Genomic DNA, 24,858 nt, shown 5'->3' on the forward strand with positions numbered 1-24,858 from the left:
ACCTGCGCTGATCCTGTGCTGATCCTACGGTGATTGCGCAGGACGCGACGAGTGGCGGTTTTCTCTCGCCGACCGATCGGTCGGCGAGAGAAAACCGCCACTCGTCGTTGTGCGTTTGTCGCGTGCCGTCGTGTGCAGCGGTAGGGGATATGGTGATCGACGCTGCTGCCGTCGCCGCTCCAACGTTATCGATCAACATCACAACAACGTCACAGCGAGAGCAATAAATCTCTATCTCTCGGCAATTTATGGTGACATACCAAGCAAAACAGGCCATAGGATGGTATCAACAAAACACAGCGACGAACCGAACGAAGCAGTTCGACGGTCGCGGTGATTGTACCCACACCTTCGGCATGGTCGCACAAGGTAATCAGTGCGCACATGCTCTGATGAAAGGAGCCATCATGAAGCACACATGGACAACCGCGATCGGCGCCGGTGCCGCAATCGCAATGGTCGCGTCCCTCGCAGCTTGCGGATCGGGCACGGCGTCCGGCAAAACGGAACTGTCGTTCTTCGCCAACAACACGCAGGACCTGTACCAGCCGCTGATCGACGCGTTCGAGAAAGCCAATCCGGACGTCAAGATCAAGTTCAGCACCACCAACGGCGCGCAGGCCGGCTACCAGCAGACATTGCAGACGCGCATCTCCGGCGGCAAGCTCGCCGACGTCTACGTGGCCCCGCCCGAACAGCTCAGCGACCTGGTGAAGAACCATGTGGCCAAGGACCTGACCGACGAGCCGTTCATGGACCGCATCGGCGACACGAACAAGGCCCAGGCCACCGTGGACGGCAAGGTCTACAGCATGTCCGTGACCGCATGGTCGAACGCCTACGCCTACAACAAGGACCTGCTGGCCAAGGCCGGATACGACACGATTCCCGAAACCTGGGACGAGTTCATCGAGATGCTCAAGAAGCTCAAAGACGCCGGCGTCGACAAGCCCTACCTCGAGCCCAAGGCCGGCCTCGGCGCGCTCGTGGAAGGCTGGATCGGCTATGATTCCTCCAAGCAATCCAAGAGCATCGACCAGCAGATCGGCGACGGCGACTCCACCTTCGCCAAGAGCTACACCAAGTACTACAAGGAATGGGCCAAGCTGTTCGACGCCGGCGTGATGGGCTCCGAAGTCACCGGACTCGCCGACGACCAGGTGCGCTCCGAATTCGCCGCTGGCCGACTGGCCGTGATGCCGTCCGGCTACTGGGATGTGAAGACGTTCAAGGACGCCGGCCTCAACTTCGCGTTCGGCAGGATGCCGATGCTGCACACGGGCGACACCCCGTTCGCGCCCGGCGCCGCCGACTCCGGCTACGCCATCAACGCCAAGATCGACGGCAAGAAGCTCAAGGCGGCCGAAGCTTTCCTCGACTTCATCTCCTCCGAGGACGGCCTCAAGATCCTGCAAAGCAGCCTCGGCCTGATCCCCGCCACCAAGAACTACACGCCGGACATCGACGAGACGTTCACCGAACCGTACGACCTGTACCTGAAGACCGGCAACATCTACCTCAACACGCTCGGCTGGCCTTCCACCGGACGCAGCGCCCTGCGCGCCGAGACCTTCTCCCAGCTGCAGCAGGTGGCGCTCGGCTCCATCAGCCCGGCGCAGGCCACCGCCAACCTCGACGCCAAGCTCAAGACGCTGTCCTGAAGGTGATCGCCATGACAACCGCAACCGTACTGGCCGCCGCATCCAACCGCGCGGCGGCCCTGGTCCGGGCCTTGGACTCGGATCTCGAAGCCGCGCACGCCAAGGACCGCCGGCACCGCAACTTCATGGAGAACCTGACTTCCGTCCAGTTCCTCCTGCCGCTGCTGGCGGTGTACATCATCATCGTGCTCATCCCGTTCGCGCAGAGCATCGTCTTCAGCCTCACCGACTACGACGGATACGATTTCGCCAACGCCTCGTTCGTCGGACTGGCCAACTATCGGACGATCTTCGCCGACCAGACGCTGCTCGCCGGCCTCGGGTTCACGATGCTGTACACCATCGCCACCACCGTGCTCATCACGGCCATCGCCCTGCCGCTCGCCGTGACTCTCAACCGCAAGTTCTTCGGACGCAACTTCGCCCGCTCCCTGTTCTTCTTCTTTTCCGTGCCGTCGATGGCCGTTCTCGGCCTGGTCTGGCAGTACATCTTCTCCCCGCTCGGCACGGGCGCGGTCAACACGCTGCTCGGCAAGCTCGGCATCGCGCCGGTGCCGTGGCTGTCCGACCCGACGCTCGCCAAAGGCTGCGTGATCTTCATCGCCGTGTGGGTCCAGATCGGCTGGCACGCCACCCTGTACCTCGCTTACCTGCAGGCCATCCCCGCCGACCTGTACGAGCAGGCGTCTGTGGACGGCGCGTCCCGCGGCCAGCAGTTCGCGCACATCACCCTGCCGCAGATGGTGCCCGCGATGGGCGTCTCCATTTTCATGCTGCTGACCGGCGGCCTGAAGGTCTACGATCTGCCGTTCACCCTCACCACGGGCGGCCCCGGCCACGCGACCTACACCGTCACCCAATCCATCATCGTCACCGGCATCGGCTCCGGCCGCTACGGCGTCGGCTCGGCGCTCGGCGTCATGTTCTTCCTGTGCTGCGTGATCCTCGTGGCTCTGCAGCAGGTCGTCACCAACGGTATCGAAAAGAGGCTGTCATGAGTGTCGCAACATCATCCGCATCGAGCAACGGAACCTCCCGCGCATCACGCAACGGAACCTCCCGCGGACTGACCATGAGCCAGCGCGAACGCATTCGCTCCGCCATCCGCTCCGTCGTGGTCATCGCCCTCGCCCTGATCTGCGCCGTGCCCCTGTACGTCGTGGTGGTCAACACCTTCAAGAACTCGGGCGACATGGCCGCCGACCCGTTCGGCCTGCCCGCGCACCCCACCCTCGAGAACTACACGTACGCGCTGGAGAACCTGCCGGTCGTGCGGGCCACCATCAACACGCTGATCGTGACCGTCGTGGGCGTGTTCTTCATGGTCATCATCGGCGCGCTCGCCGCCTACGGCATGGTGCTCAAGCGCAGCAGGCTCACCGCCGGCATCGGCGCGTTCCTCATGCTCTCGTTCGTCATCCCCGGCCAGACGCTGCTCATCCCGCAGTACAAGATGGAGGCGCAGTTCGGCCTGGTGGACACGCTGCTCGGCCTGATCGTGCTGTACCTGGGCGGCGCCACGTTCTGCTACTTCCTCATCGTGCAGTACATGCGCGGACTGCCGGGCGAACTGTTCGAGGCGGCGCGACTGGACGGCGCGGGACCGTTGCGCATCTTCTGGCAGATCGTACTGCCGCTCATCCGCCCGATCCTCGTCACCGTGGTGGTGTTCGAGACCATGTGGACCTGGAACGACTTCATGACGCCGAACATCTACATCTCCTCCACCGAAAAGCAGACGCTCGTATTGCAGGTGTTCAACGCCATGGGCCAGTTCAGCACCAACTGGCCGCTGTTCATGACCATCACCACCATCGCGCTCATCCCCGTGTTCCTGTTCTTCATCTTCTGCCAGAAGTGGATCGTCGCCGGCCTGGTCGCCGGGTCGGTTAAGGGCTGACGCGTTAAGCGAACAGTCCGGTGGACTGTTCGTAGCGTCAGCCTGAGCGAGGCGATAGCCGAGCGAAGGCAGCATTGAGCCCGAGCGTAGCGAGGTCCGTAATTGCAGGGCCGGAGGCGGGCCGTTAAGCGAACAGTCCGCCCCGCCGTCCACGTCAATCATTCGAAAGGTACTTATCACATGTCCCACAACAACCAGCACGTCGTCGACCTGACCACGTTCCGCAAACGCGACATCCGTCCGTTCGACATCGTCGACCGCACACGCAACGTCGACCCCGACGGCACCGCGATCGACTTCACCAACTACTACATGACCGTGGGCGGCAAGCCGTTCTTCGGCGTCAGCGGCGAATTCCACTTCTCCCGCATGGACGAGTCCCGCTGGGACGACGAACTGGCCAAATGCGCGGCCGGCGGCGTGAACGTCATCGCCAACTACGTGTTCTGGAACCATCACGAGGAGCGTGAGGGCCGTTGGGACTTCACCGGCTCGCGCAACCTGCGCCGCTTCACCGAACTGTGCGCCAAGCACGGCATGTACATGATCCTGCGCATGGGCCCGTTCGACCACGGCGAGGTGCGCAACGGCGGTGTGCCCGACTGGGTGTACGGCAAGGACTACGAGGCCCGTTCGCTCGATGCCGGCTGGCTCGCCGAAGTGCGCGAACTGTACACGAAGATCTTCGAGCAGGTCGACGGATTGCTGTTCGATCAGGGCGGCCCGATCATCGGCGCGCAGCTCGACAACGAGTACATGCACTCGTCCGCCCCGTGGGAGATGACCACCGGCATCTCCCACGAATGGGTGCCCGGCGGCTCCGACGGCATCGCCTATCTGGAGGCGCTGCGCGGCATCGCCCACGAGGTCGGCATCAACGTGCCATTCTACACGGCCACCGGCTGGGGCGGCGCCCCGGTCCCCGACGACGTGCTGCCGCTGTGGGGCGGCTACGCCTACCGGCCGTGGCTGTTCTACGCGCACGGCGGCGACCATCCGAAGACCGACGAATACCTGTACCGCGACTTCCACGCCAACGACTGCCCGCGCAACGACGAGTTCGACCCGAGCTACCAGCCGGAAGACAAGCCGTACGCCTGCTGCGAGATGGGCGGCGGCATGACCAACTCGTACAACTACCGGTTCGTGCTGCCGATGAAGTCCGTCGACGCGATGACCAACATCAAGATGGGATCCGGCTGCAACTTCCTCGGCTACTACATGTACCACGGCGGCACCAACCCGACCGGCGACGGCGTCTATCTCAACGAAGGCCAGGTGCCGAAGAAATCGTACGACTACCAGGCCGGCCTCGGCGAGTTCGGCCAGGTGCGCGAATCGTACGGCCGCATGAAGACGCTGCACTACTTCGGTTCCACGTTCGCCGACCGGTTCGTGCCGATGGACGTGGTGATCCCATCCGACCAGCAGGGCATCACGCCGGACAACCGCACCGATCTGCGGTACGCGATCCGTACCGACGGCACGAGCGGCTTCGTGTTCCTCAACAACTTCCAGGACCACGACACGACCGAAGCCAAGCGGGACGAGACGCTGACGATCACGCTGGCGGACGGCCGGACCGTCACGTTCGAGGGCATCGGCCTCGCTCCCGAAGAGAACTGCGTGCTGCCGTTCAACATGGACCTCGACGGCGTCATGCTCGAAGCGGCCACCGTGCAGCCCGTCACCGCGATCACGCTGCCCGGTGCCGACCGTCGCGCGTTCGTCTTCATGCGTCCCGACGGCATGGGCAAGGCGTGGCTGCGTTTCGCGGATGGCGACATGCTCGACGTGGACGACGCGGCCGACTTCCAGACCTTCACCGTGACCAAGCACGGCACGACGATCGACATCGTGGTGGTCTGCCGCGCCAAAGCCGACGAGATGACCGTGATCGACGGCGAGGCGCTCGCGTTCGCCCCGGGCGCGCTGTTCCGCGACGGCGACACGTTCAAGGTCGAATCGCGCGATAGCGAGATCACGGTGTCGACCTATCCGGCCGGCTATCTCACGGTCGTGGACGGTGCGCAGACTGATGTTGCGCAGTCGGCTAGCGGACATGACGGACTCGGCACGACGACGGTCACGCTCGCCGGCAAGACCGTCGAACCTGCCGTCGAACGGCTCAGCGCGCAACGGTTCGCCATCACCCTGCCGGACGGCTTCATGGACGGGGCGAATCTCAAGGACGTGCTGCTGCAGGTGCGCTACACCGGCGACATCGGCTGGATGTTCGCCAACGCGGAGCTCATCAACGACAACTTCTGCAACGGCGACGTCTGGGAGATCGGCATGAAGGAGAACGCGGCCCGCGTCGCCGCCGCCGGCAACCGGCTGGTCTTCGTGATCACGCCGCTCAAGAAGGGCGTGAACGTGAACGTCGACTCGCCGATGGCCGCCCGCATGGAGCACGCCGACGAGCAGATCGCCGAACTCGGCTCCGTGGCCGCACAGCCGGTCTACGAGATCGCGCTGCGCAAGTCCTGACCCCAGATCCGACCCGCGACCCCGGCCTCCCCGCCGTCACGGTCACGTCATCCGCGATACACTGAACGTGTCGCATGACGTGAGCGCGCATGGTGAGGAGGCCGGGGTCGATGGACATCAACGAGATCGAGCATGCGGATGTCGCCTCCCATCTGGTGTGGGGAGGCGACTACCACTACTACGTGCACACGCCCAGCCTCGTCGCCCGCAACACGTTCCTCTACCCGTTGCAGACCGGCCTGTTCCACTACGAGGAGGGCCTGCTCGCCGAACGCACGCGGTTCGACAGCTTCCTGATCATGGTATTGCGCAACGGGTCGATGCTGGTGCGCACCAAAGACCGTGAAATCGTCGCGTCCGGCGGCGACTTCGTGCTGCTTGACTGCTACGAATACCACTATTACCAGGCTCTGGAGCCCAGTGACGTGCTTTGGATGCATTTCGACGGCAAGGCGGCACGGCCGTATTACGAGGCGATCCGCGAGCATCGCGGCGTCGCGTTCGCGCTGCGCAGTCCGGTGTATGCGCTCAACCAGCTGGCCCGCATCTATGAGATCTTCAAAAATGGCGAGCGCGTGTGCGAACCGATGCTCGGCAAGTACATCACCGATGTGCTGTGCGAGATCCTCGCGCTCGAAAACGACGCGGACTGCGGCGCTGCCAATGGCGACGGCGCGGGTGCCGATCGTGATGGCGTGCGCCGTGTCATGGCCTATATTCCGCAGCATTTGGACGAACCGCTGTCGGTGGGCGAGCTGGCGGCCATAGCGTACATGGGCGAGTACACGTTCATCCGGGCGTTCAAGGCGCAGACCGGATATACGCCGCACGCCTACGTGATGCAGGCCCGGTTCGACGCGGCGACGTACATGCTGGCCAACGCGCAGACGAGCCTCAAGGAGATCTGCGAGGCGTGCGGGTTCTCCACCACGTCCGTGTTCTGCTCGTCGTTCAAGAAGCGCATGGGCGTCTCGCCGCTCGAATACCGCAAGCGGGCGCGGGCTGTGCGATGACCGTTGCCGTTTTGCTTGCAACGGAACGGCAATTTTTTCCCATGATTCGGCAGACGCATACGATATGGACGGACTGCCGGCCGATACAGTGAAAGCATGCGCATGATTGACGACGATTTGTTCACACCGAAGGCCGTGCTCTGGGATCTGGACGGCACGCTCGTCGATTCCGATCCGCTGTGGGTGACCGCCGAACGGCATTGCGCCGAACGATGCGGCGTGCCGTGGAGCGACGACCTGAGCCTGAAGATGACGGCCGCGCCATTGCCGGTATGCGCGGCGGTACTGCAGGATGCCGGGGTGTCGCTTGACGCGGCGACGATCATCGACGGACTGGTGGCCGACGTCACGGCCATGTACGGCGACGACGTACCGTGGACGCCGGGCGCCTGGGACATGTTGACCGAACTGCGGTCGCGCGGCATCCCCTCGGTATTGGTCACCGGCTCGCCGCGATCATTGGCCGAACACGTCGTCGACGCCGCGCCGCATGCCTCCTTCGTCGGCATCGTCAGCGGTGACGACGACATCGCGCACAAACCGGACCCGGCGCCGTACCTGCGCGGCGCATGGCTCGCGGGAGCGTCGCCCCGGGAATGTCTGGTTTTCGAGGACTCGGTCAGCGGCATCACTGCGGCGCTTGCGGCAGGGGCGCATGCCGTCGGTGTTGATGCGTGCGCGCGCGTTCCGCTGTCGCATGACGCCGGGTATCCGGTGATCGCGTCGCTGCGGGAACTCCGCCGATGCGACGACACGCCGGCGGTGTGATCACGACACGCCTGATGCATTCGGGCAAACCCTCGAATCGGGCTGATCCGCTCAATGCATCAAGCGTGTCGTGATCACATCATCGGCGTGTCGCGCCGGTTCCGACACCCGGCGATACAATGACGGACGGCAGCCGACCCGCAGGCAGCGGGCGGCCAGCCGTTTGATCATATACAGTGCATAACTCAAGAGGAAGAACCATGGCAGACAACACTGGTGCGCACGGGCAGACCGGCGCAACCACCGACGCAAGTCTTGAAAACCGCGCGAAATCAACGAAACGTAACAGCCGTTGGTGGCTGTGGGCCATCGTGGCCGTCATCGCCGTCGTCGCGATCATCATCGGCGTAAATCTCGCCAAACCGAAGTCGTCAACCAATCCGTCCGTCGTCGGCAGCGGCGACAACACGGCCGACACCGTCACCATCGGCCTCAAACTCGCCCCCACGAACCTCGACATCCGCACCACGGCCGGCTCCGCGCTCGACCAGATCCTCATCGGCAACGTGTACGAGGGCATCGTCGCGCGCGACGAGCACAACCAGGTCGTGCCGGCCATCGCGAAAAGCTGGGACGAATCCAAGGACGGCCTGACCTACACGTTCCATCTCAACGAGCACATGACGTTCTCCAACGGCGACGCGCTCACCGCCGAGGACGTCAGCTGGTCGATCAACCAGCTCATCAAGAACCAGTACCACGACGCCGACAGCCTGAGCATGGTCAAGTCCGTCACCGCCGACGACGGCGCGAACACCGTGACGATCACGCTCGCGACGCCCAACTCGAACCTGCTGTGGACGCTCACCGGCCGCGCCGGCCTCGTCTTCGACAAGGACGCGAAGTACGACGCGAAAACCGAAGCGATCGGCTCCGGCCCGTACACCGTCGCCAAGTTCGTCGTCAACGATGCGATCACGCTCAAGGCCAATCCGAAGTACTGGGGCACGCACAAGGCCAAGACCGCGACCGTCGTCGTCAAGTACCTCGCCGACGACAACGCGGCCGTGAACGCGCTCAAGTCCGGCACCGTGCAGGTCCTCGCGCCGATCACCGAAACCCTCGCCGCGCCGTTCGCCAAGGACGCCGCGCACTACACCGTCAAGGCCGGCGACGACACTGACAAATACGTGCTGGCGTTCAACTCGAAGGGCAAGAACACCGCCGACAAGCGCGTGCGCCAGGCCATCCGCTACGCCATCGACCACGAGGAGCTCATCGCCTCGCGCGGCGGTTCCGACAAGGCGCTCGGCGGCCCGATCCCGTCGCTCGACCCCGGCTACGAGGACCTCACCGGCCTCTATCCGCACGATGAGGCCAAGGCCAAGGCGCTCATGTCCGAAGCTGGCTACAGCGAAGCCAAGCCGCTCACGCTCACCCTCACCTATGCGAACATCTACGGCACCGAACTCGGCGACCAGCTGCGCTCGCAGCTCGCCAAGATCGGCATTGACCTCAAGGTTAACGTCGTCGAGTTCTCCACGTGGCTGCAGGACGTGTACACGAACAAGGACTATGACCTTTCGCTCGTCGACCACAACGAAAGCCACGACTTCTACCAGTGGGCCGACTCGACGTACTACTACAACTACGACAACACCGAGGTACAGCGGCTGTACGCGCAGGCGATCGCCGCGACGAGCGACGACAGCCGCGACGAGTTGCTCGCCAAGGCCGCCAAACTCGTGTCCGAGGACGCGCCGGCCGACTGGCTGTTCAACTACCGCGTCACCACCGTCTGGGCGAAGGGCGTGGCCGGCTTCCCGGTCAACCTCAACCAGACGCTGCTGCCGCTGTACGACGTCACCTACGCGAAGTAGCCGCGCATGCGATTCGTCATCCATCGCCTTGCGCTGTTCGTCGCCGCGCTGTTCGGCGTGTCCGTCGTCGTGTTCGCGGCGCTCAGGATCCTGCCGGGCGACGTTGCGTCGGTGATGGCCGGTCTCAACTCGCCGGCGTCGCGCGTCGAGGCGTTGCGCGAGCAGCTCGGACTGAACCGGCCGTTGATCATCCAGTACGTCGACTGGGCTGGCGGGCTGTTGCGCGGCGACTTCGGCACGTCGATCCTGACCGGACGGTCGGTGACGTCGCTCGTCGCCGGCCGTGCGGCGATCACGTTCCCGTTGATCGTGCTTGGTCTGCTGATCGCGTGTCTGATCGGCATTCCGCTCGGCGTGGCGGCGACGCTGGCGCGCTCGTCCGCAGCCCGCGCCGCGTTCCATATCGTCGGCCTGATCGGCGGCGCTATCCCGGCGCTGTGGGGCGGCCTGTTGCTGATCCTGCTGTTCTCTCGCGGCACCGGCCTGATCGGCCTGTTTCCCTCGCAGGGGTTTCCGATGGACGGCTGGGGTGCGCCGGGGGAGGCGCTGTGGTCGCTGGTGCTGCCGGCGCTGTCGGTCGGCATCATCGTCGGCGCGTCGCTCATGCGCTACACGCGTTCGTCGCTGGGCGACATCGCGGCCTCCGGGCATATCGACATGGCGATGGCGTGCGGCATGATGCGCCGGCAGGCCGTGATCCGCGTCGGATTGCGCCTTGCCACGCCGCAGCTCGTGTCGGTGATCGGCCTGACGTTCGCGGAGATGATCACCGGCGTCATGGTCATCGAGAATCTGTTCGCGCTGCCCGGCATCGGCTCCGGCCTCGTCACCGACGTGGGCAACCGCGACCTGATCGCCGTGCAAAGCGAACTGTTTATGCTCGCCTCGTTCTTCCTGGCCGTCGGTCTGATCGTCGACCTGCTGCACCGTGCGCTCGACCCGCGGCTCGCGTCGGCCGATATCGTTGCGGAGGTGGTCGCATGATGGTGGTGCTGCGTGCCATGTGGCGACGTGCCGAGGGCCGGTTCGCGCTGGTCGTGCTCGGCTTGTGGCTGATCGTCGCCGGCGTGTCCTTGTTCTGGACGCCGCGGCCGCTGCTGGAGACCGACGGCTACCATGTGTGGGCGACGCCGTCCGCCGCGCATTGGCTCGGCACCGACGGCACCGGCGCGGATGTGTTCAGTTGGCTGATGGCTGGGTCGCGGACGAATCTGCTGATCGTGGTGCTGACGGTGCTGGTTGCCGCCGTGTTCGGACTGCTGCTGGTCGCCGCGATGGTTGCACGACGGGCGACGGTCGCGGTCGTGTCCGTGGTGATCGTGGACGCGCTGATCTCGATACCGACCGTGCTGCTCGCGCTGATGCTCGCCGTGCCGCTCGGTGCGTCGGTCGTCGTGATCGTCGTCGCCTGCGGATTCGGGTACGGGCTGAACCTGGCGCGTGTCGCGCGTCCGGCCGCGCTGCTGGCCGCGCGATCGTCGTACGTCGAGTCGGCGTTGTCCAACGGTGCGTCCGGATGGTGGATCTTCGTGCGACATATCGTACCGAATATCGTGCCGGTGCTGCTCGTGCAGCTGTCGCTGTCGGCCGGCACGTCCGTGTTGGCGGAAAGCGGGCTCACGTATCTGGGCATCGGCGTGCCGTCGGGCGTGCCGAGCTGGGGGCACTCGCTCGCCACATCGGTCAAATTCATCAACGTGTATCCGCTGACGGTATTGTGGCCCGGTCTGATCGTCACCGTGGTCGTCGTCGCGCTCAATGTCTTCGGCGACGTATTGCGCGATGCGATCGACCCATTGACCAATCCGGCGTTGCGAGAGAGGAGTGGTCGATGAGCGTTGCGATTCGCGGACTGCATGTCGCGATCGGCGGGACGTCCATTATTCAGGACGTGGATATGGATATCGCCGGCGGGGAGCGCGTCGGTCTGGTGGGGTCGTCGGGATCCGGCAAATCGATGATTTCCCGCGCGATTATGGGACTGTTGCCGGCCGAGGCGACGGTGAGTGGTTCGGTTGTGCTGGGCGATCGGCAGGTCATCGGCGCGGACGATGCGACGGTCGCCGACCTGCGCGGCCGATACGTGGGCATGGTGTTCCAGAATCCGGGATCGTCGTTGAATCCGGTGATGACCGTCGCCCAGCAGATCGCGCTGCCATTGCGGCTGCACTACGATCTGAACCGCGCCGAACGGCTCGACCGCGTGCGCGCGATGCTTGACAAGGTCGGCCTGCCGGGCGACGTGATGGGCAAGTATCCGCACCAGCTGTCCGGCGGCCAGCAACAGCGCGTCGGCATCGCGACCGCGTTGATCACGTCGCCGCGATTCATCATCGCCGACGAGCCGACCACCGCGCTCGACTCGATCGTTCAGCGGCAGATCGTGGATCTGCTCGTCTCGCTGGTCGACGACGCCGGCGCGTCCATGCTGTTCATCACCCACGATTTCGCCGTGCTCTCCCGCGCCACCACGCGCTGCTACGTGCTCGCCGATGGCGCGATCGTCGACTCCGGTGCCACCGCCGACCTGCTTGCGCGGCCGGCCGTTCCTGCGACCGTCCGTCTCGTTTCCGCGGCCCGCGCGTTGTCGCTGACCGCCGCGTCGCCGGTCGCCGCGCTCTCGACCGCCTCGCCCTTGACCGCCGAGTCCTCAACCGCCGAATGATGGGGATGACCATGACCACCGCACCGTTCCTCTCCGTCCGCAACATCGACAAATTCTTCGGCAGCCGCGCCGCGCGTCGGCAGGTGCTCTTCGACGTGTCCGCCGACGTGCGTCCGGGCGAATGCCTCGCCGTCATCGGCGGCTCCGGTTCAGGCAAATCCACGCTCACCCGCATCATGCTCGGTCTTGAAACCGCCGACGCCGGCACCGTTGACTACGCCGGCGGCGATGTGCGCCGCGAATCCGGACTGGTCTTTCAGGACCCGTTCGCCTCGCTCGACCCACGCTGGCGCGTCGCGCGGTCCGTCGCCGAACCGCTGCTGATCCAACGCCGCGACCTCTCCCGCGCCGACATCGACGCGCGGGCGGCGCTCGCGTTGCGTACCGTCGGCCTCGACCCTGACGTGTTCGCGAGCCGGTATCCGATCGATCTGTCCGGCGGGCAGGCGCAACGCGTCACCATCGCGCGCGCGATCGTCAACGAGCCGAAGGTCATCCTCGCCGACGAGCCGATGAGCGCCATCGACGTGGCCGCGCGCATCCAGATCCTTGACGCCTTCGCCACTATTCGTGAAACACATCGTGAAACGGCAATCATCATGGTGTCGCACGATCTCGGCGTCGTCCGGCACCTCGCCGACCGCATCCTGGTGTTGCATGACGGCCGCGTCGAGGAATGCGGTCCGACCGCCGCGGTGCTCGGCGATCCGCAATCCGCTTACACCCGGCGGCTCATCGCCGCCGCGTCGCTGTAACGCGGCATACGCGACGATGTGAGGCGGTTGACGGGGCGTCGCTTTGGTTATATGGTTAGTTACATAAGTAATGAACCAATGAGGTTGTGCCGTCGCAGGCGCGGCGCAATCGGCGGCTCAAGGAGGTGACCGCCACCCGTGCATTTCGACGATTCCAACGGCGTCCCGCTGTTCCGGCAGGTCGCCGACCAACTCAACGAGGCGATCATCGCCGGCACCTATCGCGAAGGCGACCAGGTGCCCAGCACCACGGAAATCTCCTCGGCCTACCGCATCAACCCGGCGACCGTGCTCAAGGGCATGAACCTGCTCGTCGAACAAGGACTGCTCGACAAACGCCGCGGACTGGGCATGTTCGTCGCTCCGGGCGCGGCCGGGCGGGCGAGAGCCGCCAAACGCGAGGAATTCCTGAACGAACAGGTCCCGCGGTTCATCACCGAAGCCAAACGGCTCGGCATCGCCGCCGACGAACTCGCCGCCATTATCGAGAAAGGCTACCGATCATGAGCCTCACCGTCACCAATCTCACCAAGACCTACGGCAAAACCGCCAAACCGGCGCTCGACCACGTCGGTCTCACCCTGCGACCCGCCATCTACGGTCTGTTCGGCCGCAACGGCGCCGGCAAATCCACGTTGCTGTCCCTGATCGCCAACCGTCTGCTGCCTACCGGCGGCATGGTCATGCTCGACGATGCCGACGTGCGCGACAACGAGGCCGCGCAGGGACGCATCTACCTCGCCAACGAAACCCGACCGTTCCTCTGGCCGGTGCGCCTGAGCACGATCTTCCGTCGCGAGGAACGCTACTACGGCGGCTTCGACTGGGGATTCTGCTCACGCATGCTCGCCGCATTCGGCATCGCGCCGGGCGTGGCATATGGCAACTTGTCGCTCGGGCAGCGGCAGATCGTGCATGTCGTCGCCGCGCTGTGCGTGCCGGTCGACGTGCTGCTGCTCGACGAGCCGGTGGGTGGCTTCGACGCGGCAAACCGCGAACTGTTCTACCGGTTCCTGCTCGAATCCTATGCCGAACGGCCGCGCATCGTCGTCGTCTCGACGCATATCATCGACGAAATCGCACAGGTCATCGAACGTGTGATCATCCTCGACCAAGGCCATGTCGTGGACGAATTCGCCACCGAAGCGGTCGGCTCGCATGCCGCGGTGCTGACGGGCGATGCGGATGCGGTGGACGAATTCGTCGCGGAGACCGGTCTTCCGGTTCTCGCGCGGGAACGGATGGGGCGGATCGCCAGCGTGACCATACGCGGCGTGATCGACGCGAACGACCTGCCGGAAGGCATCGTCGCCAGCGGACTCGGATTACAGGACTATGTCATTGCGGTGACCGGCCGGCCGGATGGCACCGCGGCCGAACCGACGGCAATGACAACGGACGCAGGGGAGCGGTGAACCATGATCGGACCACAATCTCATCTCAGCCGCCAATTCGTCGCGATGGCGAAACGCTGCGCGATTCTGTACGCGGTGATGCTCGTCATCCCGCTGGTGAGGATCGGCATCTCCGCATACCGTGTGTATACGGTGCTCACAGGGTTGCCCCCTGCGTACATCGAAGTCCCCGTGGATACCGAGACGCGCATGTTCTCGTCCCTGTTCCTGGTCGGCGTGATCTGGTTCGTCGGATTCTTCGATGTCGAACTGTGCCACGGCGTGTCCCGCCGGTCGTTCGCGAACGTTGGCATGATCGCGAACGTGGCGATCGCCGCCGCGACGACGCTCATCCTCATGCCGGTGCAGTATGCGGGCGCGTCGCTGAGGCTGTCCGCAAGGGCCATGACGGAACCGCAGCTGGAATCCCTGTACCGGTCGCCATTGGGCGTGCTGCTGTATCTGCAGGGCGGGCGGTCGGATCGGTTCCAGTTCGCGGGAACCGATTGCCCGATCGGCACGCTGGCGAATCGTGCGGCATGCAGCGAACCGGCTGCCGTGCCGTTCGGCTGGCTGTACATGTCGATGAAGATGTTCTCGATGATGCTGATCGTCGCCTCGCTAGGCATGCTGGCTGGGGTGCTGGTCGCATGGGTGTTCAACGGTTCCGTGCTGCGTTGGACGGGCGGTTCGCTGCTGCTGATCGCGGTGGTCGCCGTATACACTGTGTTCAGTCCGTGGTGGTATTCCGGTGACCAGTACGACGGAGCGATGCCGCGGACGCTGTACTGGATGCGTAATCTGTTGTCCGGCAGCGTGATCCGTTATGTGGGCGAGCGGCAGGTCATTTCGTATGTTGCGTGGATTCCATTCGTGTTCTCGATTCTGGTGTTCGCGGTATGTGCGTTCGCTGTGGATCGGATGACCGCGCGGCGTGAAATCCACCCGGTGCGAGGCCGTCTGATCGTCTGATCGGCTTTGGCTGCCCGATGGTCGACCCGGAGCGCTGTATGACATCTTCTTGTTGAGTTACGGTCGTCTCCGAGGAGAAAAACGACCGTAACTCAATGAGAAAACGACAATGATGTTGAGCTACGGTCGTTTTCGGGGTCGGTGGAGGCCGTAATTCAACAGTGGGGCGACGATAATGCTGAGTTACGGCCGCCTTAAGGGTGGAAAACGACCGTAACTCACGGTCGGGGACGTGTTGTTGCTGAGTTACGGCCTTCTATGGGGTGAACGACGGCCGTAACTCAATGGCGGTGTGGCGTTGTTGCTGGGTTACGGTCGTTTCCGTGCATGGGATGGCCGTGGCCTATTGTCGACGATGGTCAGTTCGCCACGTTGAAGTCGCCGCCGGTGAAGAATGATGCGACCGACTGCACGACCTGCTTGGTAAGGCTCACATATGCCTCGTCGTTACGCCACGCCACGTGCGGGGTGAGGATGATGCCCGGAACGGTGCGCAGCGGATCATCCATCGGCAGCGGCTCACGTTCGTACACATCCAGCGCTGCGCGGATGTCACCGCGCAGCAGTCGCGCCGTCAATGCGCCCGGTTCGATGATCTCCGCCCGCGCGGTGTTGACGAACAGCGTCCCCGGCCGCATCCGGTTGAGCTGCGTCGCCGTCACGATGCCGGCCGTCGATTCCAGCAGCGGCAGATGCAGACTCACGATATCCGATCGCTCCATGAGATCGCCCATATCGTCGATCAACTCCACGCCGAGAGCATTCGCTACGGTCGGATCGACATGTGAGTTCCATGCGGCCACATGCATGCCGAAGCCGTTCGCGATCCGCGCCACCGTCTGCCCGATGCCGCCGAATCCGACCAGTCCCAAGGTCTTGCCGTGCAGCGCATAGCCTTCCGCGCCGGTCCAGTCGCCGGCCTTCACCTCAGCATCCAGACGACCAACCTCGCGGGCCAGTTCCAAGATCAATGCGAACGTATGCTCCGCCACCGCATGATCGCCGTAATGCACGATATTGCACACGCGCACGTCGCGTTCGCGGGTCTTCGTCATGTTGATGTAGCTCGCCACGCCCGTGCCGCCGAACGCAAAGCAGCGTACATGGCCGGTGCCGCCGTCGAAGCCGCAGAACCGGTTGAGCATCGCATCGGGGATGTGGAAACCGATCACCATCACCGCGTCCGCGTCGGCGGTTCGCGCGAGCAGTGTCTCCTCGTCCGACGTGCGGTCCGTATACATGCGCACGCGCGCGATGTCGTGCAGCATCGGCAGATTCGTGCGGAACGGTTCGATCATCGCGTCGAACACCGTCGGCATCACCACCAGCGGCAGGTCGGTGCGGTCGGGTTGCGTTTCGATGATGTGCGGCATGGATTGCTGTTCGCTCATGTCTTTACTGTAATGCGACATATCGAACGGCCGTCGACGCGCCGTATGGCGGAGGCGGTCTCTGCCTGACTATAGTATGAAGGTAACTTCACATGAAGCGTGCTTCAGTTGGTAATCGAACGATGATCGCCGGTGACGTTGCGCAATGTCGCCGGCGGCATGACGGGAGGTGATGCGGGTCGATGAAGACCAAGGTTCGTGAATACCGGAACCGGGCGGGCATGACGCAACAGGAGTTGGCGGATGCGGTGCATGTGTCGTCGCGCACGATCATCTCGATCGAGAAGGAGCAGTACAACCCCTCGCTCATGCTGGCCTACCGGTTAGCCAGGGTATTCGGCACGACCGTCGAAGACCTGTGCCTGCTCGAGGAAAACAGCCGTATCGAAGACGAAGGATGACGATGATGACACGGAGAATACGAAGCCGTAAGGCGTTGCGTGCCGCGGTCTGCATGGCGTTGGCCGCGGTGTTGGAGCTCATCTTGGTCATGGGCGTCGATGACGGGGATTCCGGCCGGTATCCATGGTCGCCGGCGCTGCACTGGATCACGTTCGTGATGTTCTTGCTCAGCGCGGCCATGTGGCTGTGCGCCGCCTATTCGGAGACGGCCGCAATCGCGTTTGGCGCCATGAAACCGGTGGATGAACGCGATCGGGAGATGCTGACCAAGGCGAACGCGAAGGCGCTGCAGGTGCTGGAGATCCTGATGCTGGCAGGATCGATGACCGCCCTGTTCGCCGGTCTCGGCATGGACAGTCTCGTGCTGTCCGTCATCGGACTGACCGTACTGGTGTGCGGATGGCTTGCGCTCGCCCTGCAGGTCGGACTGGCATGGTGGTATCAGCGCTGTTGAGCTGCGAGACACGAGATCGATGAGATGCTGTCCGGTGGTGCATCCGCCATGCGGATACGCCGGGTGCGTCTGCCGTTCAATGCCGAAGGGCGCGTAATACCGGAGCTTGATGCATGTCAGTCGACACGTCATCGATCCGGCTTGTCATCTCCGGGTGTCATCGGTTCGGTCTGCTACTGGTTCGGTTCGTCACCAGTTTGGATTGACGGTTTGCATGGCCACGCCGTCGGTCATGACCTTGAAGCCGAAGCGCTCGTAGAACGATGCGTTTTTGCGTTCCTCCGGCATGACCTCGACGTAGAAGAAGTCGCGGTACTTCTCCTGGATCATGCGCACCATGTGCCCGGCGATACCCTGCCCCTGATACTCGGGATCGACGAGCACGTAATGCATGTACGCCAGCATCGCGCCGTCGTCTAGCGCGCGCACCAGACCGACCAGACGGTCGCCGTCCCATGCCGAGATCACTGTCGACGATCCTATCAGCGCCCGGTAGAGCTGATCCGGATATTCGCCGGAGACCCAGCCGACGGAGCGGAACAGCCGCTGGACCTGATCTTTGGTGAACGTGCGTTCCTCGGTATAGGTGATGGTCATGGCTGGCTCCTTGTCTTCGATAGGCGAATGTGCCGTGGCGGTGCCGATCGCATGCGGCCAATGGATGGTCGCGTGCGATCGCATGTGATCGCACGCGACCCCTATGCCCGCCTATCGTATGGTATGGGCGATCGTGTGATCAGATATCGTCCGGAATGCGACGGTCGCGCCAGTAGTATTCGCGGTCGTGGTCGTTGATCTCGCGCACCACGTGGCATGGTGTGCCGAAGGCGACGGCGTCCGCCGGGATGTCCTTGGTCACGAGGCTGCATGCGCCGATCACCGCGTTGTCGCCGATCGTCACGCCGGGTAGCACGGTCACGTTCGCGCCGATCCACACGTTGCGGCCGATATGGATCGGCTCGGAGAACTGGGCGACGCGTTCGCGCAGATCCGGGCGGATCGGATGACCGGTGGTCACCAGCGTGACATTCGGACCGATCATCGTGTGATCGCCGATGAAGATTTCGCCGTCGTCCACCAGCGTCAGGTTGAAGTTCGCGTAGGCGTGCGCGCCCCAATGCGTGCCACATCCCCAATTCGCATGCACCGGAAGCTCCACGTACGCCCCCTCGCCGAATTCGGCGAAGAACGCATGCAAGAGTTCGGCACGCCGCGGATCGCCGGGCATGGTGGCGTTGAGCTCCTGTTGGAGCCGCATTTGCTTCTGCTGCGCCGCGCCCATTTCGGGGTCATCGCAGAAATAGATGCCGGGGGAGTGCATCAGGTCCAGTACGCGCTGGGGAACGGTCATCGGTCACCTCGTCGTTGGTCGTAGTTGCGTTGCCGCCGTCCGGCCTCGTCGTCCGGTCGATGGCATCGTTGCCAGCATAGTGGGTGATGTCAACCGTCGTTATCATAACAGCGTTGCAGGTGATGCTGGCGCGCCGCGGACGATCACGGTACGCACCCGTCCACGAGGCCGGGCGATTCGCGACGGCGGCTGATACGATGGGAACCGTGAGCCGGCGCTGAAGACGGTGCCGGCCGGCAAGGAAGGGGACATCATGCCTTTTGATTTCACGGGGCCGATCATCACGGTCGTGGTACTGGTCGTCGTCATCGCCCTGCTGAGTGCGGCGATCTTCGTCGTGCCGCAACAGCAGGCGTACATCATCGAACGGTTCGGCAAATTCCACAAGGTGCAGTTCGCCGGCATCCATGCGCGCATCCCGTTCGTGGACCGCATCGCCACCAAGACCAACATGCGCGTCAGCCAGCTCAACGTGCAGCTCGAAACCAAGACGCTCGACAACGTGTTCGTCACCGTGGTCGCCTCCACGCAGTTCCGCGTGAACGCCGAGAACGTGGCCACCGCATACTACGAGCTGCGCGATCCGGCCGGCCAGCTGCGCTCCTACATGGAGGATGCGCTGCGTTCCGCGATCCCGGCGCTCACCCTCGACGACGCGTTCGCCCGCAAGGACGACGTGGCGTTCGACGTGCAGAAGACCGTCGGCAACGAGATGGCACGCTTCGGCTTCACCGTCGTCAAGACCCTGATCACCGCCATCGACCCGTCGCCGCAGGTCAAGAACGCGATGGATTCGATCAACGCCGCCCAGCGCGAGAAGGAGGCCACGCGCCAGCGCGCCGAGGCACAGCGCATCCAGATCGAGACGCAGGCCGCCGCCGAAGCCGAAAAGACCCGTCTGCAGGGCGAGGGCCAGGCCAATTACCGCCGCGAGATCGCCAACGGCATCGTCGACCAGATCAAGTCGCTGCAGGCCGTGGGCATGAACATCAACGACGTGAACAATGTCGTGCTGTTCAACCAGTACCTCGACGTGATGCGTTCCCTCTCCGAATCAAAGAACGCGAAGACCGTCGTGCTGCCGAGCGCCACGCCCGGCGGCTACGAGGCACTCTACCGCCAGATCACCGAGGCGATGCTCACCGCCAACGAAACCAAGGCCGACGGCGATGCGCCGTCCGGAGTGACTTCCGCCGCGAAGTAGCCGTCCTGCCGCACGACGGTGCGACCAAGGCCGCGATCCCGCGCAACACCGGGATCGCGGCCTTTCCTATTTGCTGTCTGCTGCACTCGTCAAACGACCGTAACTCAGCATCATCGGCGGTCTTTCATTGAGTTGCGGCCGTTTTTGTGCCGGAAAACGACCGTAACTCAATAGGAGAGTCGCAATACTGTTGCGTTACGGTCGTATCGGCCTCGGGAAACGGCCGTAACTCAACATGAAGGACGTGTAGTTGTTGAGTTACGGCCGGACTGCGGTCGGTGCGTGATGCTGAACGAGCGTGACTCCGCCAGACGGGTACGGCGGAATACGTATGCCGCGGCCTACAATGGGCCGTATGAGCAAGACGATCATCAACTGCCTGCCGCTGACCGACGAGGAGCTGCGGGCGTTTTACGATGCGGTCGCAGGCACCGGCGTGCGTCAGGAATTCGCGGGCGTCGCCGCCCAACGCGGCATGATGGGCTGGAAGGCCATCGTACCGGCCGAACTCAGGGAAAGTGCCACGGCCGTGATCGGCAACATTCCGCCCGACGAATGCGCGCAGTACCCGCATCTCGAATGGCTGCAGACCTGGAGCGCTGGCGTCGATCGGTACCTCGCGCCCGGCGTGCTGGGGGAGCGAACGCAGGTCACGAACGCGACTGGCGCGTACGGCCAGACCGTCGCCGAGCATCTGTTCGCGATGATGTGGTCGCTGATGAGGAACATCCCCATGTACGCGCGCCAGCAGACCGAGCGGCGATGGCACGACCTCGGGGCCGCGCTGAGCCCGGCCGGGGCGACGGTGCTCGTGATCGGCACCGGCGACATCGGCTCGCATTTCGCGACATTGTGCAAGGCGGTCGGCGCGCATACGGTCGGCGTGCGCCGTGACACAACCCGTCCGGCGGACGGCATCGACGAGATGCACGGATTCGACGAGCTCGACACCCTGCTGCCCGCCGCCGACGTGGTGGCGATGGCCGTGCCGGCCACGGCGGACACGTATCATCTCATCGACGGACAGCGCCTGACGCTCATGAAATCCACGGCTATCCTGCTCAACGCCGGCCGCGGCACCGCCATCGACCCGCGTGCGCTCGCCCGCGCCCTGTCCGAAGACCAGCTGCACGGCGTCGGCCTTGACGTGACCGAACCTGAGCCGCTGCCCGCCGACAGCCCGTTATGGGCCGAACCGCACTGCCTGATCACCCCGCACGTCGCCGGTGGCAACCATCTGGCCGTCACGGAGGATCGCATCATCGCGATCGCGCTCGACAACGTACGGCGCTATGCGCATGGCGAGGCGCTCGCCAACCGACGTCGGTAGAGGCTGGTGAAGCATGACCGATACCGATGAGACGACCATGATCCGCATCCATGCCGTCGTCACCGGCATGGTGCAGGGTGTGGGATTCCGGTACTCCGCGGTCGAACAGGCGCGCAGACTCGGCGTGGGCGGCTGGGTGCGCAACCGACTCGATGGCTCGGTCGAGGTCGAGGCACAGGGGAGCGCGGCCGCGCTCGCCCAGTTCATCTCGTGGCTTAAGGTCGGCCCGCGGTGGTCGCAGGTCGAGCATGTCGCGGTGACGGGGATTCCCGTTGAACCGGAGCGTGGCGCGTTCGGCGTCCGTGCCGATCGCTAGCTGGTGTGCTCCCCTCGGTCGGCGAAGTCGACTGAGGGGAGCAATGGGACGACGCCCCGCGCATCACCCCGCCAAAAACGCCGGAATCGCCTCGGCTGCTGCATATCCAGCGCGATACATGCGCTCCAGCCCCTCGAACGACTTGCTCAGCGTCGACAATCCGTACAGGCTCTCCGGCGCGAGGATCAGCACGCGGCCGTCCTGCTCGTACTCCTTGGCCAGCGCCACCTCGTCGTTGTACGTCTTGTAGCGTTCCAGCAGCCGTTCCGCCGCAGCCGGATATGAGTGCCGCAGAATGCGCGCCGGCGCGATGTCCTTCTTCTGCTCGCGCAGCACGTCCTTCAGTCGGGTCAGCACCAGCACCACGCGGTCGTAGCCGTCGTCCAAGGCCTTCTGCACCGGCACCGGGTCGGCGATGCCGCCGTCAAAATACGGCACCCCGTCGATCACATACGGCTCGCACGCCACCGGCACCGCACTCGACGCCTTCATGATGTCGAAGTCGTCGTAATGCACGTCCGACTTGTCGAAGTACTTGGCCGACCCATCTCGCGCGTCGCACGCGACCACGGTGAACCCGGTCGGGTTCGCCTCGAACGCCGCGTAATCGACTGGATACTCGCCGTCGTGGTTGCTCAGCGTGCCGTACACGTAGTCGAGGTTCGCGAAATTGTGGTTCCTCACGAACGAGTCGAAGCTCGCGTATTCCTTGCGGAACGCGTATTCCGTGTAGAACTTGTGGTTGCGGCCGTGCTGGCGCGCGATGAACGACACCATGTTCGCGCTGCCCGCGGAAACGCCGTAGCAGTGGTCGAAGTCGATGCCGTCCTCCTGGCACCGGTCCATCACGCCCGCGCCGAAGATCGCGCGGAATCCGCCGCCCACGTCGATCAGCGCCGTCCGGTGTCGCGGTGCCGTCGCCTGCATGTCAGCCGTGTCAGCCGTATCAGTCATACCAACCCCCAATCCGCCGTATGTCTCGCCTGAGCTTACGTGCCCAGCCGGGACAAACCGGCGGCGTCCGGTCAGGAATGCAACAGTTCGCGCGACAATGTCGCAATGCGCGCGCTCGGATCGGAGTTGGCGAGTTCCACGCCGCCGTCCGCATCCTCGGGTGCGAGTTTGCCCAACGACTCGAGCACGACGCCGAGATGCCGCACCGTGCCTTCGTTGCCGTCGATGATCGCGGTCGCATCGGGCAGCAGCTCGCGGAAATAGTCGCGATAGAACACGAAATGCGTGCAGCCGAGCACCACCGCATCGATCGAGTCGAGATCGTACTGGTCGAAATAGCCGTGCAGCGTGCGCATCACGAGATCATGGTCGCCCAGCCGGCCGTGCTCGACGATCTCCACCAAACCCGGGCACGGCTCGGGGAAGATCGTATTCTCGGATTTGAACCGGTCCATGAGCGCGGCGAACTTGTGCTCGCGTAACGTCAGCGGCGTCGCGGCGACGATCACCCGCTGCGGCGTGTGCGTGCCGTCCGCACGGTCGCCGCGGTCGCACGCCACCTTCAGCGCCGGTTCCATGCCGATGATCGGCATGTCGTAGTGGTCGCGCAGATCGTTCACCGCCGCCGACGTCGCCGTATTGCACGCGATCACCACCGCCTTGACGCCCTGCCGCACGAACCGTTCCACGATCGCGAAACTCAAGGCCCGCACCTGCTCCGGCGTCTTCGTGCCGTACGGCGCGTTCGCCGAATCGCCGAAGTACAACACCCGCTCGTGCGGCATGTCATGCGCGATCTGACGCGCCACCGAAATGCCGCCCAACCCGGAATCGAACACGCCGATCGGTGCCGTCGAAGCCATGCCGTTGCCTCCCCGAGAAACCAAGATATGTGGACGTTCACTAGAGTACTCCGCACGACCCGCGCTAGAGTAACGGTCATGAGCATTCCGCAGGTTGTCTACAAAGCCCACGCCACGGGCAACGATTTCGTCGTCTACGCCGATCCGACCGGCGACTACGAACCCACGCCGGACGAGATACGGTTCCTGTGCGACCGTCACTTCGGCATCGGCGGCGACGGGCTGATCCGTCTCGCGCATCCGGACGACGTGTCCGATCTGACCGCCGAACAGGTCGCCGAAGCCGCGGCCGGCGGTGCCGAGTGGTTCATGGACTACCGCAACGCGGACGGCAGCCTGGCCGAGATGTGCGGCAACGGCACACGCGCGACCGCGCTGTTCGCACAGCGGCAGGGCTACGCCGAACCGGCCGGCGGTGCGCCGTTCAGGCTCGGCACCCGCGCCGGCGTGAAGACGCTCACCTCGCTGGGTGAGGTGGCCGGATTCGGCAGGGACGTGTTCCAGGTGGACATGGGCGCGTGGAAGCGCGGTGAGACGGACGCGTTCGGAGTGACGATTCCCGGCACGGACGGTTCGGCGCGCGGCACGTTCGTGGACATGGGCAATCCGCATGTGGTGGCGGTGATCGAGGATTCGTTCGCGACGCTGCCGCCGGTCGAACAGTTGGATTTGGTGACGAAACCGGAGGTGAGCCCGGCGCTTGAATCCGACCAGAACGTCGAGTTCGTGCGTATCGATGACATGGATGAGACGGCGGACGCCGGCGAGGCGACGATGCGCGTGAACGAGCGCGGCTGCGGCGAGACGCTGTCGTGCGGCACCGGCCTGTGCGCGACCGGCGTGACGCTGCGTGCGAAGACCGGCATCGGCCACTGGACGATCACCGTGCGCGGCGGCACGCTGCGTGTCGACGTGACCGACGACGATGTCACGCTCACCGGTTCGGCGACGCTCGTCGGCCGTATCGAACTGCTGTAGTCGTATGTAGTCGTATGTAGTCGTATGTAGTCGTATGTGTCATCGTCGTCTGCGTACATACGATCTGCACATACGTCAACGGACATCCAGCCGATTCCGTATGCCGAATCGGCTGTATGTCCGTTGACGTATGTGTGCGGGAGCGACGACGGGCGATCATGACAGTCGTCATTCCTT

The 24,858-nt window shown here is 64.2% G+C and carries 25 protein-coding genes; 20 read left to right on the forward strand and 5 right to left on the reverse strand.

Going from position 1 to position 24,858, the window contains the following annotated elements; genetic code table 11:
* Positions 1–407: 407 nt before the first annotated feature.
* The 14 genes from DSM100688_RS06605 (at position 408) to DSM100688_RS06670 (ending at position 15,438) form a co-directional block, all read left to right on the forward strand.
* Positions 408–1,661 carry an ABC transporter substrate-binding protein gene (locus DSM100688_RS06605; RefSeq protein WP_152358351.1) on the forward strand — a complete coding sequence of 418 codons (1,254 nt, stop codon included), beginning with the start codon at positions 408–410 and terminating at the stop codon, positions 1,659–1,661.
* Positions 1,662–1,672: 11 nt separating this feature from the next.
* Positions 1,673–2,659 carry a carbohydrate ABC transporter permease gene (locus DSM100688_RS06610; RefSeq protein WP_204316637.1) on the forward strand — a complete coding sequence of 329 codons (987 nt, stop codon included), beginning with the start codon at positions 1,673–1,675 and terminating at the stop codon, positions 2,657–2,659.
* 74 nt (positions 2,660–2,733) lie between these two features.
* Positions 2,734–3,561 carry a carbohydrate ABC transporter permease gene (locus tag DSM100688_RS06615; RefSeq protein ID WP_204316648.1) on the forward strand — a complete coding sequence of 276 codons (828 nt, stop codon included), beginning with the start codon at positions 2,734–2,736 and terminating at the stop codon, positions 3,559–3,561.
* 180 nt (positions 3,562–3,741) lie between these two features.
* Positions 3,742–6,051, forward strand: a complete 2,310-nt coding sequence (locus tag DSM100688_RS06620) for a beta-galactosidase (RefSeq protein ID WP_152358352.1) — start codon at positions 3,742–3,744, stop codon at positions 6,049–6,051.
* Positions 6,052–6,161: 110 nt separating this feature from the next.
* A complete protein-coding gene (locus DSM100688_RS06625) occupies positions 6,162–7,064 on the forward strand; it encodes an AraC family transcriptional regulator (RefSeq protein ID WP_163146790.1) in 903 nt (300 codons plus the stop codon).
* A 96-nt stretch (positions 7,065–7,160) separates the two neighbouring features.
* Positions 7,161–7,832, forward strand: coding sequence for an HAD family hydrolase (locus tag DSM100688_RS06630; RefSeq protein ID WP_152358354.1), 672 nt, complete (start codon positions 7,161–7,163; stop codon positions 7,830–7,832).
* 200 nt (positions 7,833–8,032) lie between these two features.
* Positions 8,033–9,652: an ABC transporter substrate-binding protein gene (locus DSM100688_RS06635; RefSeq protein WP_152358355.1), complete on the forward strand. Its 1,620-nt coding sequence runs from the start codon at positions 8,033–8,035 to the stop codon at positions 9,650–9,652.
* 6 nt (positions 9,653–9,658) lie between these two features.
* A complete protein-coding gene (locus tag DSM100688_RS06640; RefSeq protein ID WP_152358356.1) occupies positions 9,659–10,636 on the forward strand; it encodes an ABC transporter permease in 978 nt (325 codons plus the stop codon).
* A complete protein-coding gene (locus DSM100688_RS06645; protein ID WP_152358357.1) occupies positions 10,633–11,487 on the forward strand; it encodes an ABC transporter permease in 855 nt (284 codons plus the stop codon). The genes DSM100688_RS06640 and DSM100688_RS06645 overlap by 4 nt, the downstream gene beginning before the upstream one ends.
* Entirely contained in the window at positions 11,484–12,317 is an 834-nt protein-coding gene (locus DSM100688_RS06650; RefSeq protein ID WP_152358358.1) for an ABC transporter ATP-binding protein, read from the forward strand. The genes DSM100688_RS06645 and DSM100688_RS06650 overlap by 4 nt, the downstream gene beginning before the upstream one ends.
* Before the next feature lie 11 nt (positions 12,318–12,328).
* Positions 12,329–13,072, forward strand: coding sequence for an ABC transporter ATP-binding protein (locus DSM100688_RS06655; RefSeq protein WP_420837488.1), 744 nt, complete (start codon positions 12,329–12,331; stop codon positions 13,070–13,072).
* A gap of 138 nt (positions 13,073–13,210) precedes the next feature.
* On the forward strand, positions 13,211–13,579 hold the full coding sequence (locus DSM100688_RS06660) for a GntR family transcriptional regulator (protein ID WP_152358360.1): 369 nt from the start codon (positions 13,211–13,213) through the stop codon (positions 13,577–13,579).
* A complete protein-coding gene (locus DSM100688_RS06665) occupies positions 13,576–14,487 on the forward strand; it encodes an ATP-binding cassette domain-containing protein (RefSeq protein WP_152358361.1) in 912 nt (303 codons plus the stop codon). Before DSM100688_RS06660 ends, DSM100688_RS06665 begins: the two co-directional genes overlap by 4 nt.
* A 3-nt stretch (positions 14,488–14,490) precedes the next feature.
* Positions 14,491–15,438 carry a hypothetical protein gene (locus tag DSM100688_RS06670; RefSeq protein WP_152358362.1) on the forward strand — a complete coding sequence of 316 codons (948 nt, stop codon included), beginning with the start codon at positions 14,491–14,493 and terminating at the stop codon, positions 15,436–15,438.
* 359 nt (positions 15,439–15,797) lie between these two features.
* Here DSM100688_RS06670 and DSM100688_RS06675 read toward each other — a convergent pair whose 3' ends face one another.
* Positions 15,798–16,811: a D-2-hydroxyacid dehydrogenase family protein gene (locus DSM100688_RS06675; RefSeq protein ID WP_163146822.1), complete on the reverse strand. Its 1,014-nt coding sequence runs from the start codon at positions 16,809–16,811 to the stop codon at positions 15,798–15,800.
* Positions 16,812–17,011: 200 nt separating this feature from the next.
* Between DSM100688_RS06675 and DSM100688_RS06680 the strand changes: the two genes are divergently transcribed.
* Complete coding sequence (locus tag DSM100688_RS06680) at positions 17,012–17,230, forward strand: helix-turn-helix transcriptional regulator (RefSeq protein WP_152358364.1); 219 nt, start codon at positions 17,012–17,014, stop codon at positions 17,228–17,230.
* Positions 17,231–17,232: 2 nt separating this feature from the next.
* Positions 17,233–17,685, forward strand: coding sequence for a hypothetical protein (locus DSM100688_RS06685; protein WP_152358365.1), 453 nt, complete (start codon positions 17,233–17,235; stop codon positions 17,683–17,685).
* Positions 17,686–17,874: 189 nt separating this feature from the next.
* On the opposite strand, the gene DSM100688_RS06690 is transcribed toward DSM100688_RS06685, so the two are convergent.
* Both DSM100688_RS06690 and DSM100688_RS06695 read right to left on the reverse strand, forming a co-directional pair.
* Positions 17,875–18,282 carry a GNAT family N-acetyltransferase gene (locus DSM100688_RS06690; RefSeq protein ID WP_152358366.1) on the reverse strand — a complete coding sequence of 136 codons (408 nt, stop codon included), beginning with the start codon at positions 18,280–18,282 and terminating at the stop codon, positions 17,875–17,877.
* A 139-nt stretch (positions 18,283–18,421) separates the two neighbouring features.
* Positions 18,422–19,036: a sugar O-acetyltransferase gene (locus DSM100688_RS06695; RefSeq protein ID WP_152358367.1), complete on the reverse strand. Its 615-nt coding sequence runs from the start codon at positions 19,034–19,036 to the stop codon at positions 18,422–18,424.
* Between the two features lie 253 nt (positions 19,037–19,289).
* On the opposite strand from DSM100688_RS06695, the gene DSM100688_RS06700 reads away from it, so the two are divergent.
* The 3 genes from DSM100688_RS06700 to DSM100688_RS06710 all read left to right on the forward strand — a co-directional run bounded on the left by DSM100688_RS06700 (position 19,290) and on the right by DSM100688_RS06710 (position 21,886).
* Positions 19,290–20,240, forward strand: coding sequence for an SPFH domain-containing protein (locus DSM100688_RS06700; protein WP_152358368.1), 951 nt, complete (start codon positions 19,290–19,292; stop codon positions 20,238–20,240).
* Between the two features lie 355 nt (positions 20,241–20,595).
* Positions 20,596–21,570: a D-2-hydroxyacid dehydrogenase gene (locus tag DSM100688_RS06705; protein WP_420837489.1), complete on the forward strand. Its 975-nt coding sequence runs from the start codon at positions 20,596–20,598 to the stop codon at positions 21,568–21,570.
* Positions 21,571–21,583: 13 nt separating this feature from the next.
* Positions 21,584–21,886, forward strand: coding sequence for an acylphosphatase (locus DSM100688_RS06710; protein WP_152358369.1), 303 nt, complete (start codon positions 21,584–21,586; stop codon positions 21,884–21,886).
* A 63-nt stretch (positions 21,887–21,949) separates the two neighbouring features.
* On the opposite strand, the gene DSM100688_RS06715 is transcribed toward DSM100688_RS06710, so the two are convergent.
* Both DSM100688_RS06715 and murI read right to left on the reverse strand, forming a co-directional pair.
* Positions 21,950–22,840, reverse strand: a complete 891-nt coding sequence (locus DSM100688_RS06715; protein WP_152358370.1) for a patatin-like phospholipase family protein — start codon at positions 22,838–22,840, stop codon at positions 21,950–21,952.
* Between the two features lie 71 nt (positions 22,841–22,911).
* On the reverse strand, positions 22,912–23,703 hold the full coding sequence (gene murI, locus DSM100688_RS06720) for a glutamate racemase (RefSeq protein WP_152358371.1): 792 nt from the start codon (positions 23,701–23,703) through the stop codon (positions 22,912–22,914).
* A 78-nt stretch (positions 23,704–23,781) separates the two neighbouring features.
* Between murI and dapF the strand changes: the two genes are divergently transcribed.
* Positions 23,782–24,681, forward strand: coding sequence for a diaminopimelate epimerase (gene dapF / locus DSM100688_RS06725; RefSeq protein WP_152358372.1), 900 nt, complete (start codon positions 23,782–23,784; stop codon positions 24,679–24,681).
* The last annotated feature ends 177 nt before the right edge of the window (positions 24,682–24,858 follow it).

Source organism: Bifidobacterium ramosum (assembly GCF_009299505.1).
In the GTDB taxonomy this organism is placed as follows: Bacteria; Actinomycetota; Actinomycetes; order Actinomycetales; family Bifidobacteriaceae; genus Bifidobacterium; species Bifidobacterium ramosum.

What these genes read in the sequence shown, in the direction of transcription:
- DSM100688_RS06605 (WP_152358351.1), top strand. Translation starts at nt 408, where the DNA reads ATGAAGCACACATGGACAACCGCGATCGGCGCCGGTGCCGCAATCGCA.
- DSM100688_RS06610 (WP_204316637.1), top strand. Translation starts at nt 1,673, where the DNA reads ATGACAACCGCAACCGTACTGGCCGCCGCATCCAACCGCGCGGCGGCC.
- DSM100688_RS06615 (WP_204316648.1), top strand. Translation starts at nt 2,734, where the DNA reads ATGAGCCAGCGCGAACGCATTCGCTCCGCCATCCGCTCCGTCGTGGTC.
- DSM100688_RS06620 (WP_152358352.1), top strand. Translation starts at nt 3,742, where the DNA reads ATGTCCCACAACAACCAGCACGTCGTCGACCTGACCACGTTCCGCAAA.
- DSM100688_RS06625 (WP_163146790.1), top strand. Translation starts at nt 6,162, where the DNA reads ATGGACATCAACGAGATCGAGCATGCGGATGTCGCCTCCCATCTGGTG.
- DSM100688_RS06630 (WP_152358354.1), top strand. Translation starts at nt 7,161, where the DNA reads ATGCGCATGATTGACGACGATTTGTTCACACCGAAGGCCGTGCTCTGG.
- DSM100688_RS06635 (WP_152358355.1), top strand. Translation starts at nt 8,033, where the DNA reads ATGGCAGACAACACTGGTGCGCACGGGCAGACCGGCGCAACCACCGAC.
- DSM100688_RS06640 (WP_152358356.1), top strand. Translation starts at nt 9,659, where the DNA reads ATGCGATTCGTCATCCATCGCCTTGCGCTGTTCGTCGCCGCGCTGTTC.
- DSM100688_RS06645 (WP_152358357.1), top strand. Translation starts at nt 10,633, where the DNA reads ATGATGGTGGTGCTGCGTGCCATGTGGCGACGTGCCGAGGGCCGGTTC.
- DSM100688_RS06650 (WP_152358358.1), top strand. Translation starts at nt 11,484, where the DNA reads ATGAGCGTTGCGATTCGCGGACTGCATGTCGCGATCGGCGGGACGTCC.
- DSM100688_RS06655 (WP_420837488.1), top strand. Translation starts at nt 12,329, where the DNA reads ATGACCACCGCACCGTTCCTCTCCGTCCGCAACATCGACAAATTCTTC.
- DSM100688_RS06665 (WP_152358361.1), top strand. Translation starts at nt 13,576, where the DNA reads ATGAGCCTCACCGTCACCAATCTCACCAAGACCTACGGCAAAACCGCC.
- DSM100688_RS06670 (WP_152358362.1), top strand. Translation starts at nt 14,491, where the DNA reads ATGATCGGACCACAATCTCATCTCAGCCGCCAATTCGTCGCGATGGCG.
- DSM100688_RS06675 (WP_163146822.1), bottom strand. Translation starts at nt 16,811, where the DNA reads ATGCCGCACATCATCGAAACGCAACCCGACCGCACCGACCTGCCGCTG.
- DSM100688_RS06680 (WP_152358364.1), top strand. Translation starts at nt 17,012, where the DNA reads ATGAAGACCAAGGTTCGTGAATACCGGAACCGGGCGGGCATGACGCAA.
- DSM100688_RS06685 (WP_152358365.1), top strand. Translation starts at nt 17,233, where the DNA reads ATGATGACACGGAGAATACGAAGCCGTAAGGCGTTGCGTGCCGCGGTC.
- DSM100688_RS06690 (WP_152358366.1), bottom strand. Translation starts at nt 18,282, where the DNA reads ATGACCATCACCTATACCGAGGAACGCACGTTCACCAAAGATCAGGTC.
- DSM100688_RS06695 (WP_152358367.1), bottom strand. Translation starts at nt 19,036, where the DNA reads ATGACCGTTCCCCAGCGCGTACTGGACCTGATGCACTCCCCCGGCATC.
- DSM100688_RS06700 (WP_152358368.1), top strand. Translation starts at nt 19,290, where the DNA reads ATGCCTTTTGATTTCACGGGGCCGATCATCACGGTCGTGGTACTGGTC.
- DSM100688_RS06705 (WP_420837489.1), top strand. Translation starts at nt 20,596, where the DNA reads ATGAGCAAGACGATCATCAACTGCCTGCCGCTGACCGACGAGGAGCTG.
- DSM100688_RS06710 (WP_152358369.1), top strand. Translation starts at nt 21,584, where the DNA reads ATGACCGATACCGATGAGACGACCATGATCCGCATCCATGCCGTCGTC.
- DSM100688_RS06715 (WP_152358370.1), bottom strand. Translation starts at nt 22,840, where the DNA reads ATGACTGATACGGCTGACACGGCTGACATGCAGGCGACGGCACCGCGA.
- murI (WP_152358371.1), bottom strand. Translation starts at nt 23,703, where the DNA reads ATGGCTTCGACGGCACCGATCGGCGTGTTCGATTCCGGGTTGGGCGGC.
- dapF (WP_152358372.1), top strand. Translation starts at nt 23,782, where the DNA reads ATGAGCATTCCGCAGGTTGTCTACAAAGCCCACGCCACGGGCAACGAT.